Annotated in this window: 22 protein-coding genes; 10 read left to right on the forward strand and 12 right to left on the reverse strand. The window is 63.0% G+C overall.

Annotation, left to right across the window (positions count from 1 at the left end; genetic code table 11):
* Window positions 1–79: 79 nt before the first annotated feature.
* The 3 genes from JAB8_RS17200 to JAB8_RS17210 form a co-directional block, all read right to left on the reverse strand.
* A complete protein-coding gene (locus JAB8_RS17200; RefSeq protein WP_070290739.1) occupies window positions 80–865 on the reverse strand; it encodes an ATP-binding cassette domain-containing protein in 786 nt (261 codons plus the stop codon).
* A 3-nt stretch (window positions 866–868) separates the two neighbouring features.
* Window positions 869–2,002 carry an ABC transporter permease gene (locus tag JAB8_RS17205; protein WP_070218115.1) on the reverse strand — a complete coding sequence of 378 codons (1,134 nt, stop codon included), beginning with the start codon at window positions 2,000–2,002 and terminating at the stop codon, window positions 869–871.
* Window positions 2,003–2,176: 174 nt separating this feature from the next.
* A complete protein-coding gene (locus JAB8_RS17210; protein WP_240453654.1) occupies window positions 2,177–3,199 on the reverse strand; it encodes a sugar ABC transporter substrate-binding protein in 1,023 nt (340 codons plus the stop codon).
* A gap of 286 nt (window positions 3,200–3,485) precedes the next feature.
* On the opposite strand from JAB8_RS17210, the gene JAB8_RS17215 reads away from it, so the two are divergent.
* The 3 genes from JAB8_RS17215 to JAB8_RS17225 are packed head-to-tail and all read left to right on the forward strand — an operon-like array spanning window position 3,486 to window position 6,381.
* Window positions 3,486–4,352 (forward strand): MurR/RpiR family transcriptional regulator, encoded by an 867-nt coding sequence (locus JAB8_RS17215; protein ID WP_034757651.1) that lies wholly within the window; start codon window positions 3,486–3,488, stop codon window positions 4,350–4,352.
* The gene (gene iolG / locus JAB8_RS17220; protein ID WP_083287786.1) at window positions 4,345–5,331 is read left to right on the forward strand and encodes an inositol 2-dehydrogenase; all 987 of its coding nucleotides are present in this window, start codon (window positions 4,345–4,347) and stop codon (window positions 5,329–5,331) included. Before JAB8_RS17215 ends, iolG begins: the two co-directional genes overlap by 8 nt.
* 27 nt (window positions 5,332–5,358) lie before the next feature.
* On the forward strand, window positions 5,359–6,381 hold the full coding sequence (locus JAB8_RS17225; RefSeq protein WP_070290742.1) for a Gfo/Idh/MocA family oxidoreductase: 1,023 nt from the start codon (window positions 5,359–5,361) through the stop codon (window positions 6,379–6,381).
* Between the two features lie 13 nt (window positions 6,382–6,394).
* Here JAB8_RS17225 and JAB8_RS17230 read toward each other — a convergent pair whose 3' ends face one another.
* Together JAB8_RS17230 and JAB8_RS17235 are read right to left on the reverse strand one after the other, a co-directional pair.
* Window positions 6,395–6,742, reverse strand: a complete 348-nt coding sequence (locus JAB8_RS17230) for an addiction module antidote protein (RefSeq protein ID WP_070290743.1) — start codon at window positions 6,740–6,742, stop codon at window positions 6,395–6,397.
* On the reverse strand, window positions 6,699–7,061 hold the full coding sequence (locus JAB8_RS17235; RefSeq protein WP_070290752.1) for a type II toxin-antitoxin system RelE/ParE family toxin: 363 nt from the start codon (window positions 7,059–7,061) through the stop codon (window positions 6,699–6,701). The genes JAB8_RS17230 and JAB8_RS17235 overlap by 44 nt, the downstream gene beginning before the upstream one ends.
* Before the next feature lie 240 nt (window positions 7,062–7,301).
* On the opposite strand from JAB8_RS17235, the gene JAB8_RS17240 reads away from it, so the two are divergent.
* On the forward strand, window positions 7,302–8,519 hold the full coding sequence (locus JAB8_RS17240) for a hypothetical protein (RefSeq protein ID WP_070290744.1): 1,218 nt from the start codon (window positions 7,302–7,304) through the stop codon (window positions 8,517–8,519).
* Window positions 8,520–8,535: 16 nt separating this feature from the next.
* Here JAB8_RS17240 and JAB8_RS17245 read toward each other — a convergent pair whose 3' ends face one another.
* From JAB8_RS17245 to JAB8_RS17255, 3 genes are read right to left on the reverse strand one after another with little or no spacing between them, the layout of a single operon-like run.
* A complete protein-coding gene (locus JAB8_RS17245) occupies window positions 8,536–9,999 on the reverse strand; it encodes an ATP-binding protein (protein ID WP_083287788.1) in 1,464 nt (487 codons plus the stop codon).
* A complete protein-coding gene (locus tag JAB8_RS17250) occupies window positions 9,992–10,705 on the reverse strand; it encodes a response regulator transcription factor (RefSeq protein WP_070290746.1) in 714 nt (237 codons plus the stop codon). The genes JAB8_RS17245 and JAB8_RS17250 overlap by 8 nt, the downstream gene beginning before the upstream one ends.
* Complete coding sequence (locus JAB8_RS17255; protein ID WP_240453600.1) at window positions 10,680–12,008, reverse strand: ABC transporter substrate-binding protein; 1,329 nt, start codon at window positions 12,006–12,008, stop codon at window positions 10,680–10,682. Before JAB8_RS17255 ends, JAB8_RS17250 begins: the two co-directional genes overlap by 26 nt.
* Window positions 12,009–12,363: 355 nt before the next feature.
* Here JAB8_RS17255 and JAB8_RS17260 point away from each other — a divergent pair, with 355 nt between their 5' ends.
* The 6 genes from JAB8_RS17260 (at window position 12,364) to JAB8_RS17285 (ending at window position 19,096) form a co-directional block, all read left to right on the forward strand.
* Entirely contained in the window at window positions 12,364–13,626 is a 1,263-nt protein-coding gene (locus JAB8_RS17260; RefSeq protein WP_070290747.1) for an ABC transporter substrate-binding protein, read from the forward strand.
* A 111-nt stretch (window positions 13,627–13,737) separates the two neighbouring features.
* Entirely contained in the window at window positions 13,738–14,652 is a 915-nt protein-coding gene (locus JAB8_RS17265; protein WP_070290754.1) for a sugar ABC transporter permease, read from the forward strand.
* Window positions 14,653–14,660: 8 nt separating this feature from the next.
* Window positions 14,661–15,500, forward strand: coding sequence for a carbohydrate ABC transporter permease (locus JAB8_RS17270; protein ID WP_070218105.1), 840 nt, complete (start codon window positions 14,661–14,663; stop codon window positions 15,498–15,500).
* Between the two features lie 10 nt (window positions 15,501–15,510).
* On the forward strand, window positions 15,511–16,644 hold the full coding sequence (ugpC, locus tag JAB8_RS17275; protein WP_070290748.1) for a sn-glycerol-3-phosphate ABC transporter ATP-binding protein UgpC: 1,134 nt from the start codon (window positions 15,511–15,513) through the stop codon (window positions 16,642–16,644).
* Window positions 16,645–16,738: 94 nt separating this feature from the next.
* Window positions 16,739–17,974 carry a carbohydrate porin gene (locus JAB8_RS17280; protein ID WP_070290749.1) on the forward strand — a complete coding sequence of 412 codons (1,236 nt, stop codon included), beginning with the start codon at window positions 16,739–16,741 and terminating at the stop codon, window positions 17,972–17,974.
* Window positions 17,975–18,073: 99 nt separating this feature from the next.
* Window positions 18,074–19,096 carry a ParB/Srx family N-terminal domain-containing protein gene (locus JAB8_RS17285; RefSeq protein ID WP_139143076.1) on the forward strand — a complete coding sequence of 341 codons (1,023 nt, stop codon included), beginning with the start codon at window positions 18,074–18,076 and terminating at the stop codon, window positions 19,094–19,096.
* 72 nt (window positions 19,097–19,168) lie between these two features.
* On the opposite strand, the gene ugpC (JAB8_RS17290) is transcribed toward JAB8_RS17285, so the two are convergent.
* The 4 genes from ugpC (JAB8_RS17290) to JAB8_RS17305 form a co-directional block, all read right to left on the reverse strand.
* Window positions 19,169–20,278 carry a sn-glycerol-3-phosphate ABC transporter ATP-binding protein UgpC gene (gene ugpC / locus JAB8_RS17290; RefSeq protein WP_070290750.1) on the reverse strand — a complete coding sequence of 370 codons (1,110 nt, stop codon included), beginning with the start codon at window positions 20,276–20,278 and terminating at the stop codon, window positions 19,169–19,171.
* A 9-nt stretch (window positions 20,279–20,287) separates the two neighbouring features.
* Entirely contained in the window at window positions 20,288–21,157 is an 870-nt protein-coding gene (locus JAB8_RS17295; RefSeq protein WP_070290751.1) for a carbohydrate ABC transporter permease, read from the reverse strand.
* Window positions 21,154–22,038, reverse strand: coding sequence for a sugar ABC transporter permease (locus JAB8_RS17300; RefSeq protein WP_010397323.1), 885 nt, complete (start codon window positions 22,036–22,038; stop codon window positions 21,154–21,156). Before JAB8_RS17300 ends, JAB8_RS17295 begins: the two co-directional genes overlap by 4 nt.
* A 114-nt stretch (window positions 22,039–22,152) precedes the next feature.
* Window positions 22,153–23,406 carry an ABC transporter substrate-binding protein gene (locus JAB8_RS17305; RefSeq protein ID WP_035817882.1) on the reverse strand — a complete coding sequence of 418 codons (1,254 nt, stop codon included), beginning with the start codon at window positions 23,404–23,406 and terminating at the stop codon, window positions 22,153–22,155.
* Window positions 23,407–23,732 lie beyond the last annotated feature (326 nt).

A 23,732-nucleotide genomic window follows, 5' to 3' on the forward strand; every position in this document is an offset into this window, starting at 1 on the left:
TCCACCGCCAGGCGGCCCAGGCAGATCACGTCCAGCGCGCGGCCCTGGGCAAATTGTGTGGAATTATTCATGGCTATCCTTAAATCGTGACACCGTCGAGTTCACTCATCAGCGTTTGCATTTCCGCACCGCCCGCCATCATGTCCAGCAAGGCATCCTTGCTCACCGTATCCTTGGTAAAGGTGCCCAGCGACTTGCCCCGGTTCAACAACGTGAACGAGTCGCCGACCGGATACGCATGGTGCACATTATGCGTAATAAAGATCACGGAAATACCCCGCTCACGCGCCTTGTAAATCAGTTTCAGCACATTGAACGATTGCTTGACGCCCAGGGCGGCCGTCGGTTCGTCGAGGATCAGCACGCGGGCGCCGAAGTGGATGGCGCGGGCAATGGCCAGGCACTGCTTTTCGCCGCCCGACATCGTGCCGATGGCCTGGTGCGGGTCGCGCACCATGATGCCCATCTCGGCCAGCTTGTCGCGCGCCGTCTCGGCCGCATAGTCGATATCCATCACGGGAACCAGGCCCAGCAGCTTTTTCATCGGCTCGCGGCCCATGAAGAAATTGCGCGCCACGGACAACAGCGGCACCAGCGCCAGATCCTGGTAGACGGTGGCCACGCCCATGTCCAGCGCTTCGCTGGGCGAATTGAAGACGACGGGCTTGCCATCGACCAGGTATTGGCCATCGGTGGGCTTGTGCACGCCGGCCAGGGTCTTGATCAGGGTGGACTTGCCGGCGCCGTTGTCGCCCAGCAAACAATGAACCTCCCCCTCGCGCAACCGCATGGTGATGTTTTGCAAGGCCAGTACGGAGCCGAAGCGCTTGCTGACATTTTCCAGGGCAAGAATATGCTCGCTCATGATTTATCTCGCTTCCGTGACGCGTGAGCGTACAAAGTTATTGAACAGCACCGCGATCAGCAGCATCACGCCGAGGAATACGCGGAACCAGTCCGAATTGATGTTGGTATAAGTGATGCCGATCTGCACCACGCCGAAGATCAGCGCGCCGAAGCAGGCGCCGACGACGGAACCGTAGCCGCCCGTCAGCAAGGCGCCGCCGATGACGGCCGCGATGATGGCTTCGAATTCCTTTTGCATGCCGCGGTCGGCGGCGGCCGAACCCACGTCGCAGACTTGCAAGGTGGCAAACAGGCAGGCGCAGAAGGCCGTGAAGACGAACAGGGAAATCTTGACCTTGCGCACCGGCACGCCCACATTCTTGGCCGCATTGGCGTCGCCGCCCACGGCAAACATCCAGTTGCCGAAACGGGTACGCGACAAGACGAATGCGGCGCCGGCGGCCAGCACCAGCCACCAGGCGATGACTTTCGGCACGCCTTTCACCAGCGGCGAGCCGTCGTCGAGCACGGCGATCCAGCCATGCGCGCCCATCCACTGGAACAGGCCGGTGGCGACGTTGCCGTGAAACAGCAGGCTGGCCAGCCAGTCTTGCGCCGCCAGGTCGCCCACGCCGCTGACGATGGTGCGGTTGGCGAACATGATCGACAGGGCCAGGGTCAGGCCGCGCAGGATGAACAGGAATGCCAGGGTCACGATGAACGATGGCAAGCGCGTCTTGATGACGATATAGCCGTTGAGCCAGCCCAGCGCCATGGAACCGGCGAAGGCGAACAGGATCGCGGCCCACAATGGCCAGTGGAAATAAATCGTCGGGATGGCGATCATCATGCCGGCAAAGCCGATCATGGAGCCGATCGACAGGTCGAATTCACCGGCGATCATCAACAGGCAGGCGCCGATGGCGATGATGCCCAGGTAGGACGCCACTTGCATCCAGTTGACGACGCCATCGAGGTTGAACATGCCGGAATCGCCGGCCGTGATGACGAAGAAGGCAAACACGAGCACCGCGCCGGAAATCGAGGCGAACTCGGGGCGGCCGAAAAACCGTTTGACCCAGCTGGTCGTGCCCACGCGCTCGTCGGCGGCGGCAACTGGCTTGCTGGAGGCGCCGGGAGGCGGAGGAGGATTCATGCCGGGGCTAGCCAGGCTGGATTTGAGCGCAGTCATACGAAGTCCTTTCAGTGATACTTGTTACCAATTCCGATTACTTTCCTGCCAGCATCGCTGGCGCCAGGCGTGTTCCTCCCATGCGCCGCCCGCGGAGGCGGTGCGGCGCTGGGCAACTCCTGGTGGCGACTGTGTGGATTAGCGGTATTGACCGGCGTATTTTTCGACCTTGGCGATGTTTTCCTTGGTCACGAAACCGGGGCCGGAGCTGATGTGGCGCGGGCCGTAGATGGGCGTCAGGCCGTATTCGGCCAGGCGCGCCTGGTATTTCGGATTGGCGATCAGGATTTCCTTGACCTTGGCCAGGTCAGTGATTTTTTGCTGTTTCATGATGGCCATCACGGCAACGGGAATGTAGCCTTGCAGGTAGGGCTGCTGGTCGATGGCGAACTGGATGCTGCCATCCTTGATGCCCTTGGCGATTTCTTCCGACAAGTCGAAGCTGGCGAAGTACATCTTGCCTTTCAGACCCAGCTTCTCGACGGCGCGCATGGCGGCCGGCGCCGAATCCGGTCCCAGCGCCAGCACGGCCTGGGTCTTCGGATTGCTGCGCAGATAGGCGCTGACCTTGCTTTCGATCACGCCTGGGTCGACGCCATTGGTGTCGAGCGTGGACGATTTGAAATCGACGCCGAGCGCATCGGCAAAACCGCGGCAGCGTTCGAACGACGACGCATTCATCGCATAGTGATTCACGCACACGAACGATTTGATGCCCGCTTCCTTGGCGCGCTTGCCGGCGCCCAGGCCCGCGTCATACTCGGGCTGGCCCACGTGCATGATGGCTTTCAACTGTTCGCTTTGCGCCAGGGTGCCTGAATTGATGGTCACGAGCATGATTTTCTTCGCCACGACCGTGCCCAGCGGTTTTTGCAGCACGCTGAAGTCGGCGATGTCGGCGATCAAGCCATCATAGTTGCGCGCGGCCGACTGCTCGATCAGGCGCGCCATGTCGGCCAGGTCGCCATTCGGCGGATTGCGGTAGTCGACGGACACGTTGAAATCTTCACCGGCTTGCTTGATGGCGTTCTTGATGGTATTCCACCAGGAATCGGAGTCCGGCGCATGGCTGACCATGACGAATTTCTCGCCGGCAGCATGGCTGGCGCCCGTGCTCAAACCCAGGCTCAGGCCCAGGCTGGCGATGGCCAGGCACTTCATCAAACCCTTGCTTTTATTGCTATGCATGAATGTCTCCTAGACGGATTAATTTTTATAGTTGCGAGCTTTTATGAAGGGTGTCACCGGCCTGGCCTTGCGGCACGCAAACCGATGCACTGCGCACAGCTTAGGCCACAAAAAAGACAAATGCAATAAAATTTTCAAAATAAATTTAAATAGAAATTCGTTTCTATTTTCAAGATTCCCTCCTATAATTCTCGCCAGAACCAGCCGCACGGAATTGATACGTCATCGCGGCCCAGCAAGCACACCGAGGAAAAAAACCATGGCAGCCACCGCCCCCATCGAACAGCTGATGCAGCACATTGCCGCCGAGTACGACAACCTGTCGCGCCAGTTGAAAGTCATCGCGCAATACATCGAAAAGCACCGGGCCAGCCTGATGCTCGAGCGCATCAGCGACATCGCTGCCGCCTGTGACGTGCAGCCGTCGGCCATCGTGCGTTTCGCGCAGCGCTTCGGCTACACGGGCTTTTCCGAAATGCAGGATGTGTTCCGCCAGGCGTACACGGACCAGGCCGGCGCCACGCCCGACTACCAGCAGCGCATCCGCAAGCTCATTTCCACGCGCGACGCCGCCCTCAGCGCGGGCGACTTGACGCGCGAGTTCGTCGGCGCCAGCCGCGCCGGCCTCGACGACCTGGCAGCCGGACTCGACGACGCCCAGCTGGAAGCGGCCGTCAACCTGCTGCTCAAGGCGGAAAACATCTATGTGATCGGCGTGCGCCGGTCGTTTCCGATCGCCTCCTACATCGCCTACGCGCTCGAACACACGGACAAGCGCGTGCACCTGATTAGCGGACTGGGCGGCATGCACCGCGAACAGATGCGCAGCGTGCGCGAACGCGATGTGGCGATCGCCATCAGTTTCTCGCCTTACGGCAAGGAAACCCAGCAGTGCATCAAGGCGGCGCAGGACAAGGGCGCCAAGGTCCTCGTGATTACAGACAGCAAGCTGGCCCCGCTCGCGCGGGCCGCCGACGCGCTGCTCACCGTCACCGAGGGCAGCGCCTTCGCCTTCCGCTCGCTGACCAGCACCATCTGCCTGTGCCAGGCGCTGTTCATCGCGCTGGCATATAAATTAGAGCTCGACATCGAAGAAATCCACACCCCAGGAGAACATGATGATTGAAGTAGCGTTGTTCGGCGCCGGACGCATCGGCAAAATCCACGCGGCCAACCTGGCTGCCCAGCCCGGCGTACAGTTCAAGTACGTGGTCGACGTCAACCAGGAAGCGGCGGCCGCGCTGGCCGGCCTGCATGGCGGCAGCAGCGCGACTGTCGAGGCGGCATTGGCCGACCCGGCCATCAAGGCCGTCGTCATCGCCTCGAGCACGGACACGCACGCGGACCTGATCCTGCGCTCGGCCGCTGCCGGCAAGGCCATCTTTTGCGAAAAGCCCGTCGATCTGACGATGGACCGGGCACGCGCCTGCGCCGCCGTCGTCAAGGAAGCCAAGGTGCTGTGCATGCTGGGCTTCCAGCGCCGTTACGACCCCACCTTCCATGCCGTCAAGACACGGATTGAAGCGGGAGAAATCGGCACGCCGGAATTGCTGGTCGTCACCAGCCGCGATCCCGGTCCGCCGCCCGTGAGCTACATCAAGGTGTCGGGCGGCATCTTCAAGGATATGCTGATCCACGATTTCGACATCTTCCGCTGGATACTCGACGATGAAGCCGTCAGCGTGCACGCCACGGGCAGCTGCCTCGTCGATCCTGCCATCGGCGAGGCGGGCGACCTCGATACGGCCGTCGTCACCATCCGCACGGCCAAGGGCCGCTTGTGCCAGATCAATGCCTCGCGCCGCGCCGCCTACGGCTACGACCAGCGCTTCGAAGTGCTGGGCAGCGCCGGCATGCTGCAGGCGGGCAACCACAAGCCGACGGAAGTGACGGCCTATGGCTCGGTGAACGTCAGCGTGGACAAGCCGGAAGATTTCTTCCTGGAACGCTACCGCGTGGCTTACGCACAGGAAATGGCGCACTTCTTTGACGCCCTCACCCACGGTACGCCGCTGCGCACCACCGTCCACGATGGCTTGAAGGCGCTGGAACTGGCCGAGGCGGCCACGCTGTCGTGGCGCGAACAGCGCGTCGTCACTGTATAAACCAATAAAAAAATACCTGGAGACACCATGTCATCCCCAACATTAAAAGTCGGCATCGTCGGCCTGGGCCGGCTGGGCCAGCGCCACGCCATCAACCTGGCGCAGCGCGTGCCCAACGCCGAAGTCGTGGCCGCCTGCAGTCCCGTGCCGGCCGAACTGGACTGGGCCGCCAGCCAGCTCGGTGTCACCACCGGCTATGCCGACTACGATGCGCTGCTGGCCCACCCGGGCCTGGACGCCGTCTTCCTCGTCACGCCCACCTCGCTACATGCGGACCAGATCATCGCCGCCTTGCGCGCCGGCAAGCACGTGTTTTGCGAAAAACCGCTATCGCTGGACCTGGCCGACTGCCTGAAGGTGGAAGCGGAAGCGGCGCGCCACCCGCAACTGACCATCATGATCGGCTTCGTGCGGCGTTTCGACACCAGCTATCATGACGCGCAGCAAAAGATCGCACTAGGGCTCATCGGCAAGCCGTATCTCGTGCGTTCGCAAACCTGCGACCAGAACGACCCCAGCGGCGCCTTCATGCGCTTCGCCCCCACCAGCGGCGGCATCTTCCTCGATTGCAGCGTGCACGATATCGACCTGGCGCGCTGGCTGCTGGGCAATCCCGTGCCCAAGCGCGTGTATGCGAGCGGCACCAACGCCATCCACACGGGCTTGCAGGCGTTCGGCGACGTCGACAACGGCCTGGCGACGGTCGAGTTCAGCGACGGCAGCATGGCCAGCTTCATGGCTTCGCGCACCATGGCGCATGGCCACGAAACCCTGACGGAAGTGTTCGGCACGGGCGGCCGCCTGGCTGTGGGCAGCAATCCGCGCCTGAACCGCGTGGAAATTTCGGATGCGCACGGCGTGCGCAACGAGTGCACGCCAGACTTCTATGCCCGCTTCGCCGACGCCTTTCTGATCGAGGCGCAGGAGTTCACGGATGCGGCGCTGGGCCGGCGCACCTTGTCATTGACCTTGCACGACGCGACGGAAGCGACGCGCATCGGCCTGGCCATGACGCAAGCGATGCGCGAAGCGCGGCCCGTGGAGTTCTAAGCGCCCCGTGGACTCAGGCGGCCGGCGCCGGAAATGGACGTTCGGGCTGCCTCGGCTCCACGGCCAGCCGCAAGCCCATGGCATCAAGGATGGCCGTCAAGGTGCTCAGCGAGGGATTGCCCTCGGGCGACAAGGTACGGTACAGCTGGGTAGGATTGAGCTTGGCCGCCTGCGCCACGGCGGGCACGCCGCCAAAGGCGCGCGTCAGCTGGCGCAGCACGGCCAGCAGTTCGCCATGGTCGCCATCGACGAGGATATTGTTAATCAGTTCAAGGGCGAGAGCGGGGTCGTCGCGGTACAGTTCGGCCATCGCTTCGTCATGCGAGCGGTCTCTCGGTGGTTTGCTTGGTTCCTCGTTCATGTCCTCTCTCCTTCCAGTCGTGCCAGCAGGCACAGGCGTATTCGATATCTTTCGGCTGCGTGCGCTTGTCGCCTCCGCACAGCAATAAAATGATCTGCTCCCCGGCAATGGCGTAATAGATACGGTAACCGGCTCCCACATCGATTCGTAACTCCCACACACCATCGTGGCAGAACTTGTGGTCGCCAAAATTGCCGGGAATCATACGCAACACGCGCCGGGCTATGGCCACCCTGGCCGTAGTATCGCGCTGGCGTTTCAGCCATTCCGTATATAAATCCCTGCCCGATGACGTCAGATAGTGCCGGATCTCGTACAGAATATTCGTCCATAAACGAATAAATATCAAGGAAAAAATCACGTAGTTGCATAAAAAAGAAGACCACGCCATCTTGCGGCGAAACCGCATGACGCAGGTGCCGAATGCCGGGATCACTGATGTATATCAAGATGCGTTTCCCCAGTTACTGTAGAGAAATGATGTGGCGCGTACACGCCTCACGCGCATGCTATTGCGCTATACAATAAGCGCTGCCCAACCGCGAAAAACCCTGCCGCCATGACGAATAACGATAGCAACTCCCCTCCCCTTGCCGACGTGGCCGAATGCTACGTCAAGCTGGTCCTGGCCATGGGCCAGCACGATGCCTCGTATGTGGACGCCTATTACGGCCCGCCCGCATGGCAACAGGAAGCGGTAGAACAGCAATTGAGTTTGAGCGACATCAAAGCCGCGACTGACAAGGCGCTGGCCCTGCTGGCCGACGAACCTTGCCTGCGCGCCCTTAACCTGCGCAAGCAGTTGCACGCCGTGCTGGCGCGCGCGGACATGCTGCAAGGCGCACGCCTCGATTTCGATACGGAAAGCGCGCGCCTGTACGACGCCGTCTCGCCCCATCACAGCCGTGCGTACTACGAAGACCTGGTGGCGCAGATCGACGCCCTGCTGCCCGGTCCCGGCACGGTCAGCGCGCGTGTCAACGCCTTGCGCGCGCAACTCGTCATTCCCGCAGACAAGCTGCGCGCCGTCATGGAGGCGGCCATCCGCGCAGGCCGCGAGCGCACCTTGCGCTACATCGCGCTGCCCGACGGTGAAGATTTTGTATTGGAATTCGTCACCGACAAGCCCTGGAGCGGCTACAACTGGTACAAGGGCAACTACCAGAGCGTGATCCAGATCAATACGGACTTGCCCGTGTACATCGATCGCGCCGTCGACCTCGGCTGCCACGAAGCGTATCCGGGCCACCACGTCTACAACGTGCTGCTGGAACGCGACCTGGTGCGCGGCAAGGGCTGGATGGAATACTGCATCTACCCTCTGTATTCGCCGCAATCCTTGATCGCCGAAGGTACGGCCAATTACGGCATCGAACTGAGTTTCACGGATGCGGAAAGGCTGGACTTCGAACAGCAGGTGCTGTATCCGCTGGCCGGCCTGGACCCGGCGCTGGCGCCCCGCTATGCGCAACTCAATGCCTTGCTGGCCAAACTGAGCTACGCCGACAACGACATCGCGCGCCAGTACCTCGAAGGCAGCATCACGCGCGAAGAAGCGCTGGAATGGCTGGTCAACGTGCGCCTGTATCCGGCCGAGAAATCCGCGCAGCGCCTGCAGTTCTACGATGCCATGGGCGCGTACGTCATCAATTACAACCTGGGCCAGGACATGGCGAAAGCCTATGTCGAGCGCCAGGGCGCCACGCGCGAAGCACACTGGGCCGCGTTCCGCGAGCTGATGTCGTCGCCGCGCGTGCCCAGCGCGCTGCTGGCCTGACGCTGCCGCCGGCGCCTTACTGCGCCGGCAGGCGGATGGTCGCTTCCAGGCCGCCGTCGCGGTGGTTGGCCAGGCTCAGCTCGCCACCGTGGGCCTGCACGATGCTGCGCGCAATACCGAGCCCCAGCCCCATGCCGTGCGCATTCTGCTCGCGGCCATGTTCCAGGCGCACATAGGGCTGGAACAGGCTGGCGAACGCCTCCTCGGCCACGCCGGGGCCGTCGTCGCGGATGCGGATGACGATGTGCTCGCCTTCGCGGCGCGCGGACAGGTGGGCCGTCTTGCCGTAAAACAAGGCATTGTCGAGCAAGTTGCCGATGGCGCGCTTGAGCGCCAGGGGCTTGGCCGTCACGCTCAGGCCCGTCTCCACGTAATGCACTTCGTGGCCGGCCAGTTGGGCGCCGCGCACCATGCGCTGCAGCAAGGCGTCGAGCCGCACCTCGGTGGCATTTTCATGGATGTCGCTATCCTTCACGCATTGCAGTGCCCCCTTGACCATCATGTCCAGCTCGTCGAGGTCGTCGTGGAATTCATTGCGCTGCACATCGTCGTCGAGCAGTTCCGTGCGCAGTTTCAAACGCGTGATGGGCGTGCGCAGGTCGTGCGAAATCGACACGAACAGGCGTTCGCGGTCTTCCAGATAACGCTGGATGCGCTCGCGCATGGCGCCAAAGGCGCGCGCCGTCTGCACGAACTCGCGGCTGCCCGTCTGCGGCAGGGGCGGCGGCGTCTCGCCGCGGCCAAAGGCCTCGGCTGCATCCGACAGGGCCGCCAGCGGCCGCGTGGTCCAGCGCACGACGAGGATGGACAGCAGCAGCACGGCCGCCAGCGACAGCGCCTGCAGCAGTACCCGGTCCAGGGTCCAAGGGTTGCTGCTTTGCAAGAAATATGGATTCGGCATCAGCGCCGCCAGGTACAGCCAGTTACCCGGTTCCAGCTCGGCCTGGATCACCAGCACGGGGGCCGGATTCGGTTTCAGCAGCAAGATATGCTGGACCCAGTTTTCCGGCAAGTCGCCGATGCGCGCGCCGCTGTCGGCCACCACCAGGTCGGCCGGCCAGGCGAAGCCCACGCGGTAACCGGCCAGCTGCGGCAAGTCGCTCTTCAGCGCCGCGCCCACGGTCGCCACCACCGTGTCGGCCAGTGCGTGCGGTGCGATTTCGCGGATGGCCAGCGGGCCCTGGTTGACGTTGACAAAGAAGCGCGTGCCGCCCATCTCGCGGAATTGCTGGATCAGGATGGGCCGGTAATTGGCGGGCAGGCTGAGAAAGAAGCGGATGGTGCTGCTGGCGCTGCGGGCCAGGTGCTGCGACGCCATGCGCGCTTCCACGGCCGAGTCGCGGCGCAGTTGCGCGGCCCAGATCAGGTTACCCACCAGTTGCGTGGCCAGCACGCCGGCCACCATCACGACGGACAGGCGGCCCAGCAGCGATGGCGGCAGCAGGCGCTCGAGCAGGCGGCGCGCGCCCCGCTCAGGCATGCGCACTGCTGACGTCGGCCGAGAACACATAGCCGGCGCCGCGCACCGTCTTGATCAGCACGGGTTGCTTGCCATCATCCTTCAGGCGCAGCCGCAGCCGGCTCACCTGCACGTCGAGCGAGCGGTCGAGCGGCCCCGCATCGCGCCCCCGCGTCTGTTCGCACAGCACGCTGCGGTCGAGGATGTCGCCCGGATGCTCGACAAAATAGCGCAGCAGCTGAAAATCGAGGCCCGTCAGCTGCAGCGCTTCGCCATCGGCATCCGTCACCGTGCGTTCCAGCGTGTCGAGCGTGAATCCCACGAAGCGGTAGTAGCGTGGCGGCGCCGCTGCGTCGATGCCCGTGCGGCGGTGGATGGCCTTGATGCGCGCCAGCAATTCGCGCGGACTGTAGGGCTTGGCGATGTAATCGTCGGCGCCCAGCTCCAGCCCCACCACCCGGTCCGTCTCGTCGGAGCTGGCCGTCAGCATGATGATGGGCACGTTCGAGCGGGCGCGCACTACCTTGCACAGGGCAAAACCGTCCGTGTCGGGCAGCATCACGTCGAGGATCACCAGCGAAAGGCTGTCGACGTGGCGGTGGAATTCGGCCAGGAAAGTGGCGCCATCGTGCGCCAGGCTGACCTCATATTGATTCTTTTCCAAATATGCCTTCAACAGCATGCGGGTCTTTTGATCGTCGTCAACGACCAGGATTTTGCGTGACATGGTCTCGTCCTTTTTTATTCAGCACCTGCAACATGCTGCCGATGCGGCGCTGGGCGTCGGCCGTGCTGATCGTCTCGTCCAGGAAATAGCGGTGCACCTCGGCGATGATGGCGTCCTTGCTGGTTTCATCGGTGGCCATGCGGTGCACGAGGCTGGGCGCCTGGAAGGCGGCGCCGCGCGCGAACGCCTGCGCCGAAGCGCGCCCACAGCTGTCCAGGCGCGACAGGTCGGTCTGGCGCAAGGCGGGAATCGAACCCTTTACCTGGCTGTACTCGAGCTGCACGGACGGCGAAGCGACCACCTGCGCCAGCTTTTCCTGCGCGCCCTGGTGCGTGTAGTCGGAAGCGAACATGGCCAGCGTATCGATGCTGTACAGGTGATATTCGCCCGTGTCGGGCGCGGCGGCGCAGCCGAAGACCTCGTCCGTGGCGCGGCCCCAGGCGTTCAGCTCGCCCTTCGCCCAGTCGCCCATGATGTACATGGCCGCCTCGCCATCACCGACCTGGCGCGCCATCTCGGGCCAGCTCTGTTCGCGCAGCGGCGCCGCCATCCATTGCTTGAGCGACCTCAAGCGCTGCAAGGCGTGCCGCAGGCGGGGGTCCGCATACGCCTCGGCTTTCTTGTCGACAAACAGGGCGCGGTAGTAGGCAGGCCCCGATTCGGCCAGCACCAGCGTCTCGAACAGGGTGGCCACTTGCCACGCCTCGCTGCTTTGCGCCAGCGGCGTGATGCCGGCCTGACGCAGCGTGGCGGCCACGCGCTCGAAGTCGCTCCAGCTGCGCGGCACGGCCAGGCCCAGGCGCTGGAAAATCTTGCGGTTGTAAAACAGCGTATTGATGCGGTGGATGCCGGCCGGCACGCCCATCGTATGGCCGCGGTTCTGCAGCAGGCCCCACACGGTCGGATACATGGTTGCGCGCCAGTTGTTGCTGGCGGCGACGCTGTCGAGTTGCAGCAGCAGGCCCAGGTCGCTCCACTCGCCCAGCGTGTAGCCGATCAGCTGCATGACTTCCGGCGAATTGCCGGCCAGCACGCGGCTCTTCAGCACCTTGCCCGCGCCGACGCCGGCGCCGCCCGCGATACCCGCGTCGCGCCACTCGACGCCTTCCTGCGCCAGGCGCGCCACCAGCACGTCGGCCGCGCGGCGCTCGCCGGTCGAGGTCCACCAGTGCAGCACTTGCAGCGGCTCGGCCCGCACGGGCACGCCGGTCCACATCAGTGAGAGCAGTGCCAGTGCCGCCACGCCGCGACGGCGGGCGGCCCCGGCATGGCGGTCGGCGGTGCTGCGCGGTGGCGTCTTCAATGCTGTCCCCTTGTTCTTGTCGCGACAAACTATAGCCCAACTACAAAACAGCAGGTTGGTAATTTAGTCACCTGATTTGTAAAGAAACGTGAGCTTTTGTTGCGCCATCTTGCACGGCGCCCGGGGCGTCCCGCCCGCCCGACGCCCCGCACGGCGCGCCACGGCAGCGGCCAATGGTAAGGAAAGGTAAGCAAGCGCACCTGCGCATTTCAATATTATCCTTTTAAATCAACAAGATAAGAAATGATCGTCAGCGCAATGCCGGGAGCTGGCGTCACATTTCCCCCGATGCTACTGTCCGCCAACTGCAGCGTATCAGGCAGCCAAACAAGACCAACACCAACAAGGAGACATCATGCGATTGCATGCACAAGGCGGCGTGGCCGCGCGCAACACATTGCTGGCCCTGCTGCTGGCCAGCGGCACGGCGCAAGCGGGCACGCTCACCATCGAAAGCTGGCGCGTGGACGACAAGACCCTGTGGGAAACGGTGCTCATCCCCGCCTTCCAGAAAAAGCATCCTGGCATCGAAATCAAGTTTTCGCCCACGGCCCCCACCGAATACGATTCCACGCTGAACGCGCGCCTGAGCGGCGGCACGGCAGGCGACTTGCTCGCTTGCCGCCCGTTCGACGTCTCGCTGGCCCTGTACAAACGGGGCCAGCTGGAAAAGCTCGACGGCAAGGCCGGCATGGAGAATTTTCCCGCCTCGGCCAAGGTGGCGTGGCAGACGGACGATGGCAAGGACACCTTCTGCATGCCGATCGCCTCCGTCATGCATGGTTTCCTGTACAACAAGAAAATCTTCCGCGAACTGAAACTGCAGCCGCCCGCCACGGAAGAGGAATTCTTCAAGGTGCTCGAAACGGTCAAGAAGAGCGGCAAGTATGCGCCGCTGGCGCTGGGCACGGCCGACCAGTGGGAAGCGAACCAGGTGGTGTTTACCAGCATCGGCGCCAATTACTGGAAGGGCGAGGATGGCCGCAAGGCGCTGATCGCGGGCAAGGCCAGGTTTACCGATCCGCAATTCGTCGCCGCCTGGGAATATGAAGCCCGGCTGGGCAGCTATCTGTCCAAGGGCGCCAGCGCGCAAACCTATGGCGACAGCCAGAACCAGTTCGCGCTGGGCAAGGCCGCCATCTACCCGTCCGGCTCCTGGGACATCGCCTACTTCAAGCAGGACCCGGAGCTGGAACTGGGCGCCTTCAACCCGCCCGTGCGCAAGGCCGGCGACAAGTGCTATATCTCCGACCACACGGACATCGGCATGAGCGTCAACAAGAAGTCGAAGAACAAGGAAGACGCCTACAAATTCCTCGCCTGGCTCGGTTCGCAGGAATTCGCCGACATCTACACCAACAAGGTGACGGGCTTCTTCTCGCTGTCGAACCATTTGATTTCCATCAAGGATCCGCTGGCCAAGCAGATGAACGGCTGGCGCGCCAGTTGCGCCTCGACCATCCGCCTGAACGCGCAAATCCTCAACCGGGGCGAACCGAGCATGGAAAACGAGCTGTGGAACGTCAACGCCCAGGTCCTGAACGGCAAGCTGGCGCCGAAAGACGCGGCGCGCCAGATCCAGGCCGGCTTTGCCAAGTGGTACAAGCCGCAGCAGTAATCCCCCCATCCTCCCCCCGCAACCGGCCTGAGCAATGCGATGCGGCGGCCCGGTGGCGCGGTTTTGCCGGCGGCCCCGCCGCCGGTGTTTTTATTCGTCTGGAGTTTCGCCGTGAAGAAAGCTTTCCCGTGGCACGTGGCCGTGTTCCTGGCCCCGGCGCTGGTCATCTACTCGCTGTTCAGCGCCCTGCCCCTGGCCGATACCCTGCGCCTGGGCCTGTACACGAGCGATGAGGGCGGCCAGCACCATTTTGCCGGTCTGGCCAATTACGCCACCATCCTGTTCGACCCGCAATGGTCGCAAAGTTTCTGGAATGCAATGTGGAACAACTGCAAGTTTTTCCTCATCCACATGCTGCTGCAAAATCCCATCGGCCTGCTGCTGGCCACCCTCTTCAGCCTCAAGGGGCTGAAGGGCGAGCGCAGCTACCGCACCCTGATCTTCCTGCCCACCTTATTGTCCGTGGTGATCATCGGCTTCATCTGGCAGCTGATCCTGTCGCCGCTGTGGGGCGTGGGCCAGTCGCTGATGGACGGCGTGGGCATCGGCAGCTATTTCGCGCCATGGCTGGGCCAGGAATCGACGGCCCTGCTGACCATCGCGCTCATTTCTGTTTGGCAATACATCGGCATTCCCATGATGCTGATCTATGCGGCCCTGCTGGCCGTGCCCGAGGAAATCATCGAGGCGGCCCACGCGGAAGGCGCCAGCGCCATGCGCATCTTCTGGCAAATCAAGCTGCCGCTGATCTGGCCCACCCTGGGACTGGTGACCATCCTGACGTTTGTCGCCAACTTCAATGCCTTCGACCTCGTGTACTCCGTGAAAGGCGCGCTGGCGGGGCCGAACTACGCCACCGACATCCTCGGCACCTTCTTCTACCGCACCTTCTTCGGTTACCAGGCCCAGCTGGGCAGCCCCACCATGGGCGCGGCCGTGGCCACCATGATGTTCCTCGTCATCCTCATGGGCGTGGGCGTGTATTTCTTTTTCGTGCAGCGCAAGCTGACACGCTACGAACTGTAAGGGCCGCCATGCGCAACGTTTCCACTCGCCCCCTGGGCCGCGCCGCCGTGCACGTGATCCTGGCCGGCTACACCCTGATCGCGCTGTTCCCCATCGTCTTGATCCTGATCAACTCAGTCAAGACGCGGGCCGCCATCTTCGACAATCCGCTGGCCCTGCCCACGCCCGCCACCTTTTCCCTCGTGGGCTTTCACAAGGTGCTGGCCAATTCGGACTTCCTGCTGTATTTCGGCAACAGCCTGTTCGTCACCCTGCTGTCGCTGCTGCTGATCGTCCTGTTCGGCGCCATGGCGGCCTGGGCACTGTCCGAATACACGTTCACGGGCAACCGCCTGCTGACCCTGTACCTGGCGCTGGGCATCATGATCCCCATCCGCCTGGGCACGGTGTCCATCCTGGAACTGGTGGTGCGGCTCGACCTGATCAATACCCTGACGGCACTGGTGCTCGTGTACACGGCGCAGGGCTTGCCGCTGGCCGTGATGATCCTGTCCGAATTCGTGCGCCAGGTGCCGCGCGAACTGAAGGATGCGGCGCGCTGCGACGGCGTGGGCGAATTCGCCATCTTCTTCCAGGTGATCCTGCCCCTGATCCGCCCCGCCATCGCCACGGTGGCCGTGTTCACCATGATTCCCGCCTGGAACGACCTGTGGTTCCCGCTGATCCTGGCGCCGTCGGACCGCACCAAGACCGTCACCCTGGGCGTACAGCAATTCATCGGGCAATACGTGACCGACTGGAACTCCGTGCTGGCGGCGCTGTCGCTGGCCGTCATTCCCGTGCTCGTCATGTACGTCATTTTCTCTCGTCAACTGATCCGCGGCCTGACGTCCGGCGCGGTCAAATAATAGGTGCACCATGGCCCATGTAAGCCTGCAACAACTGAGCAAATCCTACGACGGCCGCACGAACGTGCTGGCCGGCATCGACCTCGACATCCGCGACGGTGAATTCGTCGTGCTGGTGGGCCCTTCAGGCTGCGGCAAATCGACCTTGCTGCGCATGCTGTGCGGTCTGGAAAGCATTTCGCACGGCACGCTGTCCATCGGTGGCAAGGTCGTCAACGACTTGCCGCCCGCCGAGCGGGGCATCGCCATGGTCTTCCAGAGCTATGCGCTGTATCCGCACATGAGCGTATTCCGCAACATGGCGTTCGGCCTGAAGATCGCCGGTGCCGGCAAGGATGACATCGCCCGGCGCGTGCGCCACGCGGCCGCCATCCTGAAGATCGACCATCTGCTCGAGCGCCTGCCGCGCGAACTGTCGGGCGGCCAGCGCCAGAGGGTGGCCATCGGCCGCGCCATCGTGCGCGAGCCGCAGCTGTTCCTGTTCGACGAGCCGCTGTCGAACCTCGACGCGGCCCTGCGCGTGCAGACGCGGCTGGAAATCGCCAAGCTGCACCGCCAGCTGAACGCCACCATCGTGTATGTGACGCACGACCAGGTCGAGGCGATGACCCTGGGTGACAAGATCGTCGTCATGCATGGCGGCCATATCCAGCAGGCGGGCACGCCGCTGGAGCTGTACCAGCAGCCGGCGAACCGCTTCGTGGCCGGCTTCATCGGCGCGCCCATGATGAATTTCTTCGAGGGAAAAGTCATTGCCGCTGAGGAAGATGGCGTGCGCGTGGCCCTGGCCAGCGGCCAGGAAATCACGGCCCTCGTCGATCCGGCCGGCCTACAGGCGGGCGACGCCGTCACGGCGGGCCTGCGCGCCGAACATATCCTGGAAAACGGCGGCGGCAGCGCCCGCTTCCAGGGCGTCGTCAGCCTGGTGGAACACCTGGGCGAAGCCAATTTCATCTACCTGAGCCTGGACAACGGCCAGGAACTGGTGATACGCGGCGACGGCAACAACCGCGTGCCGCTGGGCCAGCCATTCACGGTTTCGGCCGCCAGCAGCGCCTTCCACCTGTTCGACGCGCAGGGCGTGGCGCGCACGCGGCGCCAGCCCGGCAACCTGATTTCCTCGAAACAGAATCTGGCCGCCTGAGCCTTTCCGCCCAGGCGGCCGCCCCGATTGGATCGGCAGCGATCCGGTAGACGACGTGCCCAAGCACGCATTTTAATAACGACAAGGAGATTGTATGCAACACCCGATCAAGACCTCGCTGGCCCTCGCCTGCACCATGCTGCTGGCCTGCGGCGCCGCCCACGCCAGCGATGCCGAAGGCGAATACCATGGCTACTTCCGCGCGGGCCTCGGCTCGAGCACGGACAGCCGCGGCCCGCAAAGCTGCTACGGCCTGGGCGGCAACACCATGCGCTACCGGCTCGGCAACGAATGCGACACCTATGGCGAATTCGAATACCAGAAGGAAATGGCCAAGTCGCCCAACGGCGTCAGCTTCGTCGGCCATATCATGGTGGCAGCCTACACGCCCAGCTCCGACGTCAGCGATTCGGACCTGAGCATGTCGAAGATGTACGTGGAAGCGAAAAACATACCCACGCTCAACGGCGGCACGGCCTGGATCGGCAAGCGCTACTACATGCGTCCCGACATTCACATGCTGGACTTGCAATATATCAATATGAACGGCACGGGCGGCGGCATCGACCAGTACAAGCTGGGACCGGGCCGCATCAGCTATGGCTTCTTCAAGGATAACGACAAGCCCGGCAACTCGGCCATCCGGCAAAACCTCGTCTATCAGGGCATCCCCGTCAACCAGGATGGCACGCTGGAAGTGCTGACCACCCTCATCACGCCCGACAAGAAGGACAGCACCTCGCACAGCGGCTGGCAGGCCACCGTGCTGCACAAGCAGGATAAAGTGTGGGGCGGCGCCAACACCTTCGGCATCCAGTACGGCGTGGGGCCGGGCACGGGCGCCGGCGGCCAGTGCTGCGACCGCATGGGCACCACGGGCTCGATCCGCAACGGCAGCGACGTGACGCGCCTGCGCATCTTCAATTCGCTGTGGATACAGCCGACTCCCGAATGGAGCGCGGAAATGGTGGCCATCGTGCAGCGCGACAAGTCCAACGTCTCGGGCGGCAGCTCGACCTGGACCACCGTGGGCGTGCGCCCCGTGTATGCCGTCAACGACAACTTCAAGCTGCAGTTCGAGCTGGGCACGGACCGCGTGACCTCGCCCACGGGCGGCGCCGCCCAGCGCCTGACCAAGCTGACCTTCGCGCCCACCCTGACGGCGGGCAAGGGTTATTGGGCGCGTCCCGAGTTGCGCGCCTTCGTCACCTACGGCAAATGGAACGACGCCGCCACGGCCGCCGTCAACAAGGCCAACGAGTCCGGTCCCGTATACGGCAACGCCACCAGCGGCACCTCGTTCGGCCTGCAAGTGGAGACGTGGTTTTAAGAAACTGGCTTGATCTGGCGCAGTGCATGCGCCTGTCGGACTGTGCGAAATCGCGTGCCGCGCTATGCTGCTCGCCATACCGCTCACTTTGGAGGTCGCATGCACGCCGCATTCCCCCGGGCCGCCGCCGCGCTGGCCCTGTCTTTCGCCAGCATGGCCTGGTCCCGCGATGCCGCCGTTGCGCCCGCCCTCAGCGCGCGCCAGCAGGCGCTGATGTCCACCGTGGCGGGCAGTGCCGCCCATCCGCGCATCCTGCAGGTGCGCCTCGATGAATTGCATCCGACCCAGCCGGCCATCGGCTACGACCAGGTGTACTACAAGCTGGGGCGCTATGCGGCCGAAGAAAAGCACATCGCGGACATCGCCAAGCCCAGGAAATTCGCCGACCTGTGCGAAGCCAATGGCCAGGGCGACGTCTTGCCCAACACGGCCAACGTGGCCGGCGCCACCCTAGCCGCGCCGCCGGCCAGCTACCGCTGCAAGGCGGCCGTGGGCAGCCGCCCGGACGACATGAAGACCGTCGTCATCGGCCCGCGCGGCCTCGTGTACCTGACCGATGGCCACCACACGTTTTCCGCCTTCCGGGAAGCCGATGGCGGACGCAATCAGCAATTGCAGGTCTGGGTCAAGGTCAGCGACAATTTCAGCGCGCTGGACGACGCGGCCTTCTGGACCCGCATGCGCGCGGAAAACAAGGTCTGGCTGAAGAACGGCCGCAATCAGGCCATCACGCCACAGCAGCTGCCGCCCGCCATCGGTCTCGCATCGCTGGGCGATGACCCGTACCGCTCGCTCGTCTACTTTACGCGCGGGATCGGCTACGAGCCGCCAGAGCACGCCACGGAATTTCTCGAGTTTTACTGGGCCGACTGGCTGCGCCGCATGCCCGCGCTGGACCTGGCGCGTGTCGACATGCGCGATCCGGCCGCGTATGCCAATGCGATCCTGCTGGCCGCGCAGGCGATGGTGGCGCTGCGGCCCGGCGACAGCGTCCGCGGCGGCAAGAGCGCGCGCGAACTGGGCGCCCTGCGGGAAGTCAACCGGGAAGCGTTCGATGAGCTGATCGGCGACAAGGGCAAGCTGCGCCACGCCATCGCCTATAAAAAATCGCTGGCGCAATAAGCGCGGCGGCGTAAACGACAACGGCCCGCCTGTCACCTGGACAAGCGGGCCGTTTTTCATGGCAGGTGGCGCTTACGCGATACGCTCGCCGTTGGCCGGGTCGAACAGGGCCGCTTTCGACAGGTTGAACGACAGCTGCATGGTCTGCCCCGGCAGCACCGCTTCGCGCGGATGCGTGCGGCAAGTCACGGCGGCGCCGTTCAGGCGCGTCGTCAGCAGGGTGTCGGGACCGGTCGGCTCGACGAGGTCGATCAGGCAACCGAGTTCCTGGCCCACGTCGCCGTGCGCGCTGCTCATGTCCGTGATCTGTTCCGGGCGCACGCCCAGGATCACGTCGCGGCCCGCATAGCTGCGCAGCTTGTCGGCGGCGAACGGCAAGGCCAGGCGCAGGCTCTTGCCCGCGTTCTCGATGGCGACAAACACGTCGTTGCCCTCGATGACAGGCTTGACGGTGATGAAGTTCATCGACGGCGAGCCGATGAAGCCGGCCACGAACAGATTCGCCGGGTTGTCGTAGATTTCCTGCGGCGTGCCCAGTTGCTGCACCACCCCATCCTTCATGACGGCGATGAGATCGCCCATCGTCATCGCCTCGATCTGGTCATGCGTGACGTAGACGATGGTGGCCTTCAGGCGCTGGTGCAGCAGCTTGATCTCGGCGCGCATTTCCACGCGCAGCTTGGCGTCCAGGTTCGACAACGGTTCGTCGAACAGGAACAGCGAGGGCTTGCGCGAGATGGCGCGGCCCATGGCCACGCGTTGACGCTGGCCGCCCGACAGCTGCGCCGGGCGGCGGTCCAGCAAGTGCGTGATCTGCAGCGTTTCTGCCACGCGCGAGACGATTTCTTCCTGCTCCGCCTTCGGCACCTTTTTCACGTTCAGGCCAAACGCGATGTTTTCGCGCACCGTCATCGACGGGTACAGCGCGTAGGACTGGAACACCATGGCGATGTCGCGGTCCTTCGGCGGCAAGTCGTTGACCACCTTGCCGTCGATGAGGATTTCGCCCGAGGTGACGCTTTCCAGGCCGGCCACCATGTTGAGCAGGGTCGACTTGCCGGAGCCGGAGCCGCCGACGAGGATCAGGAACTGGCCATCCTTGATCTCGATGTCGATGCCCTTGAGGACTTCGACGCCATTCGTGTACACCTTGCGGATGCTGCGTATCGATAAACTGGACATATTCTTTCCTTAACCTTTGACTGCGCCTGCGGTCAGACCGCGCACAAAATAACGGCCTGCGACCAGATAGACCAGCAGGGTCGGCAGCGCGGCAATCACCGCGGCGGCCATGTTGACGTTGTATTCCTTCACGCCCGTGGACGTGTTGACCAGGTTGTTCAAGCCCACCGTGATCGGCTGCGAATCGCCGCTGGCGAAGACGATGCCGAACAGGAAGTCGTTCCAGATCTGCGTGAATTGCCAGATGATGCAGACGACGAAAATCGGACCCGAAATCGGCAGCACGATCTTGCGGAAGATCAGGAAGAAGCCGGCGCCGTCGATGCGCGCCGCCTTGATCAGTTCTTCCGGCACGCCGATATAGTAATTGCGGAAGAACAGGGTCGTGAAGGCCGTGCCGTACACCACGTGCACGAAGACGAGACCCGTGGTGGTATTGGCCAGGCCGAATTCGCCCAGCAAACGCGCCATCGGCAGGATCACCACCTGGAACGGAATGAAGCAGCCCACCAGCAAGGCGGCGAACAGGATTTCCGAACCGCGGAAGCGCCAGTGCGCGAACACATAGCCGTTGAAGGCGCCCAGGAAGGTCGAGATCAGCACGGCGGGAATCACCATCTTGATCGAGTTCCAGAAGAACGGCTGCATGCCGTCGCAGGTGACGCCCGTGCAGGCCGACGACCAGGCCTTGGCCCAGGAATCGAACTGCCACACGTGCGGCAGTGCCAGCAGGTTGCCGCTGCGGATCTCGTCGAGCGACTTGAACGACGTCGACAGGGTCACGTACAGGGGCACGATGTAGTACACCGCGAACAAAATCAGCAGCAGGTATACCACCACCCGTCCGAGGGTGAGTCGATTATTGCGGGTAGGTGTCATCTCATCGCCTTTGCGCTGCGCGTTTCCAGGTACATCAGCGGCACGAGCACGGCCACGATGGTGGCCAGCATCATCATTGCCGATGCCGAGCCCAGGCCCAGCTGGCCGCGGGTGAAGGAAAACTGGTACATGAAGATGGCCGGCACGGACGACGAATTGCCAGGTCCGCCAGCCGTCAGTGCGATGACCAGGTCGAAGCTCTTGATGGCGATATGCGCGAGGATCAGCAGCACGCTGAAGAACACGGGACGCATGGCGGGAATCACGATGCGCCAGTAGATCGTCGGCAGGGACGCGCCGTCGACTTGCGCCGCCTTGATGATTTCGTCATCGATGCCGCGCAGGCCGGCCAGGAACAGGGCCATGACAAAGCCCGACGACTGCCATACGCCGGCGATCACCACCGTGTAGATGGCCATGTCGGAGTTCACCAGCCAGTCGAAGGTAAACGAGGTCCAGCCCCAGTCGTGCATGACCTTTTCCAGGCCCAGGCTGGGATTGAGCATCCATTTCCAGGCCGTGCCGGTGACGATGAAGGACAGCGCCATCGGATACAGATAGATGGCGCGCAGCGCGCCTTCGGCGCGGATTTTCTGGTCCAGCAGGATGGCCAGGAACAGGCCGATGGCGATGCTGCAACCGATGAACAGGACACCGAAGATGCCGAGGTTCTTGAGCGAGGTCCACCAGCGCTCGTTGTCGAACAGCTCGACGTATTGCACCAGGCCGGCGAACTCGTAGTTCGGCATCAGCCGCGATTCGGTCAGCGACAGCCAACCGGTCAAAAAGATAAAACCATAGACGAATACCAAGCTGGCGATGAGCGTGGGGCCCAGCACCATCTGCGGTATCCATCGGTCGAATTGCTTGCGTATGGACATAGGACAGCCGTAGAAGTAGAACTGCGTGTGGCGCCGGCCTGGCCGAAACCAGGGCGGACGCCTGCGATGCATGCGATGCAGCAGGCGCCGGCGGGAGTGCCGGCGCCGTCGTGATTACTTCACTTTTGCCGCTTTGGCCAGAGCGGCAACCGCGTCTTTCGAGCTCATGTTGGTATTCATGAACTTGGCGATGACGTCGGTCACGGCGCCTTGCGTGGCCGATGGCAGCGCCATGCCGTGGGCGAACGATGGCACCAGGCCGCCGGTCTTGTTGGTGGCGTCCATGTCTTCCATCGATTTCAGGGCGCAAGCGTCAAACTTGTCCTTCGATACGCCGGAACGCACGGGGATGGAACCCTTGTTCAGGTTGAAGATCGACTGGAACTTCGGATTCATGATAGCGTTGGCCAGGGCGATCTGCCCTTTCTTCGCATTTGCATCCTTTTGCGTGAACATGGCAAACGAATCGATGTTGAAGGTGTAAGCCTTGTCCGTGCCAGGCGCTGCCACGCACAGGTAGTCCTTGCCCGGCACCTTGCCGGCGGCCGTGAACTCGCCCTTGGCCCAGTCGCCCATGAACTGGAAGCCGGCCTTGTTGTTGATGACCATGGCGGTGGCCAGGTTCCAGTCGCGGCCAGCCGCATCCTTGTCGATGTAGGTCTTCACCTTGCCCAGGGTGTCGAACACCTTGAGCATGGTCGGACCGGTCAATTCCTTCTGGTCCAGCTTGAGGATGGCTTTCTTGTAGAACTCCGTGCCGCCCACGCCCAGCGCGACCGATTCAAACACGGTGGCGTCCTGCCAAGGCTGGCCGCCGTGGGCGATCGCGATGCCGCCCGATTTCTTGATCTTCTCGGCCGCGTCGAAGAACGCATCCCAGGTGGTCGGGGTGGTGGCCACGCCGGCTTTTTTCAGCACTTCCGGATTGACCCACATCCAGTTGACGCGGTGGACGTTGACGGGAGCGGCAACATAATGGCCCTTGTATTTCATGATGTCGGCAACGACTTTCGGCAGCACGGCATCCCATTTGCCTGGAATGGCGGCATCGTCGATGTTGGCCAGCACGCCTTCGGCGCCCCACTCCTGGATCGATGGGCCCTTGATCTGCGCAGCCGTCGGCGGGTTGCCGGAAATGACGCGGGTTTTCAGCGCGGTCGCGGCGTTTTCGCCAGCGCCGCCGGCCACGGCGAAATCTTTCCAGCCGAAGCCGCTTTCCTTCACGATTTGCTGCAACTGGCCCACGGACTTCGCTTCGCCGCCGGAGGTCCAGTAGTGCAACACTTCCACGTCGGTCGCAAACGCGCTGCCGGCAAATGCCAGGGTGGTCAATGCGGCCAGTTGGGTAATCTTGAATTTCAGTTTCATCTCCACATTCCTTTTTTGATCAAGCTTTTAGGGGGCTTCGGCATACGGGGCCGAAAAAGGTGAAATCTGCGCCTGTACCGGCGCTCTTGTGCTCAGACCCGCTTGCAAACGGGCATCATCTTGGTGTAAAGACGGCGCCGCGATCCATGACATGACGACATTGCATTTATATCACGGGACGGCGCCAAAAACGCATCCGCGAAGGATGCGCCAGGTTGATCGAGACTGACAACGCCTGCAAACTTAGAACCAGGTTTCCACCTGGAAACCGTAGGAAGTACCGCTGGTATTGTTGTTGTAGATCGGGCCGCCGTTGTTCGACGCAT

Origin of the sequence: Janthinobacterium sp. HH106 (genome assembly GCF_001758725.1) — a bacterium.
Lineage (GTDB): Bacteria > Pseudomonadota > Gammaproteobacteria > Burkholderiales > Burkholderiaceae_D > Janthinobacterium.

Bases quoted from the DNA above. Each gene is read 5' to 3' on its own strand.
- JAB8_RS17205 (WP_070218115.1), bottom strand. From the start codon at position 2,002: ATGAATCCTCCTCCGCCTCCCGGCGCCTCCAGCAAGCCAGTTGCCGCC.
- iolG (WP_083287786.1), top strand. From the start codon at position 4,345: ATGATTGAAGTAGCGTTGTTCGGCGCCGGACGCATCGGCAAAATCCAC.
- JAB8_RS17305 (WP_035817882.1), bottom strand. From the start codon at position 23,406: ATGAAACTGAAATTCAAGATTACCCAACTGGCCGCATTGACCACCCTG.
- JAB8_RS17225 (WP_070290742.1), top strand. From the start codon at position 5,359: ATGTCATCCCCAACATTAAAAGTCGGCATCGTCGGCCTGGGCCGGCTG.
- JAB8_RS17240 (WP_070290744.1), top strand. From the start codon at position 7,302: ATGACGAATAACGATAGCAACTCCCCTCCCCTTGCCGACGTGGCCGAA.
- JAB8_RS17270 (WP_070218105.1), top strand. From the start codon at position 14,661: ATGCGCAACGTTTCCACTCGCCCCCTGGGCCGCGCCGCCGTGCACGTG.
- JAB8_RS17215 (WP_034757651.1), top strand. From the start codon at position 3,486: ATGGCAGCCACCGCCCCCATCGAACAGCTGATGCAGCACATTGCCGCC.
- JAB8_RS17300 (WP_010397323.1), bottom strand. From the start codon at position 22,038: ATGTCCATACGCAAGCAATTCGACCGATGGATACCGCAGATGGTGCTG.
- JAB8_RS17230 (WP_070290743.1), bottom strand. From the start codon at position 6,742: ATGAACGAGGAACCAAGCAAACCACCGAGAGACCGCTCGCATGACGAA.
- JAB8_RS17280 (WP_070290749.1), top strand. From the start codon at position 16,739: ATGCAACACCCGATCAAGACCTCGCTGGCCCTCGCCTGCACCATGCTG.
- JAB8_RS17210 (WP_240453654.1), bottom strand. From the start codon at position 3,199: ATGAAGTGCCTGGCCATCGCCAGCCTGGGCCTGAGCCTGGGTTTGAGC.
- JAB8_RS17295 (WP_070290751.1), bottom strand. From the start codon at position 21,157: ATGACACCTACCCGCAATAATCGACTCACCCTCGGACGGGTGGTGGTA.
- JAB8_RS17250 (WP_070290746.1), bottom strand. From the start codon at position 10,705: ATGTCACGCAAAATCCTGGTCGTTGACGACGATCAAAAGACCCGCATG.
- JAB8_RS17200 (WP_070290739.1), bottom strand. From the start codon at position 865: ATGAGCGAGCATATTCTTGCCCTGGAAAATGTCAGCAAGCGCTTCGGC.
- JAB8_RS17285 (WP_139143076.1), top strand. From the start codon at position 18,074: ATGCACGCCGCATTCCCCCGGGCCGCCGCCGCGCTGGCCCTGTCTTTC.
- ugpC (WP_070290750.1), bottom strand. From the start codon at position 20,278: ATGTCCAGTTTATCGATACGCAGCATCCGCAAGGTGTACACGAATGGC.
- ugpC (WP_070290748.1), top strand. From the start codon at position 15,511: ATGGCCCATGTAAGCCTGCAACAACTGAGCAAATCCTACGACGGCCGC.
- JAB8_RS17260 (WP_070290747.1), top strand. From the start codon at position 12,364: ATGCGATTGCATGCACAAGGCGGCGTGGCCGCGCGCAACACATTGCTG.
- JAB8_RS17245 (WP_083287788.1), bottom strand. From the start codon at position 9,999: ATGCCTGAGCGGGGCGCGCGCCGCCTGCTCGAGCGCCTGCTGCCGCCA.